The sequence below is a fragment of the Photobacterium sp. R1 genome, from assembly GCF_054600795.1.
The window spans coordinates 1-236 of record NZ_BAAHZP010000987.1; the positions used below are offsets into that span (position 1 = coordinate 1).

Consider the following 236-nt stretch of genomic DNA (forward strand, 5'->3'; position numbering starts at 1 on the left):
CGTCTGGCTGGCCTGCTGCAGCAACTCGCCCAGATGCAGTAAATCCGTCAGCCTGCGCTCGCCGCCGTTTTCACCCAGCAGACGTGCGGCAATCTGGCGGCGTGTTAACACATGGCGGATCATAGGGAGCACTCCGCGGCGCAGCCACAGGCTGCGATAGTCACGAAACTCCGCAATCCAGCGCTCCCACTCGTCTTCCTCGTTATTCAGCCTGTCGAGCTGAAAAGCGCTGAGCG

1 protein-coding gene is annotated in these 236 nt (G+C 61.4%); it reads right to left on the bottom strand.

What is annotated here, in order from left to right:
* The coding region (locus ACYP03_RS28015; protein WP_459782934.1) for a hypothetical protein at positions 1-236 on the bottom strand (236 nt) is incomplete at both ends.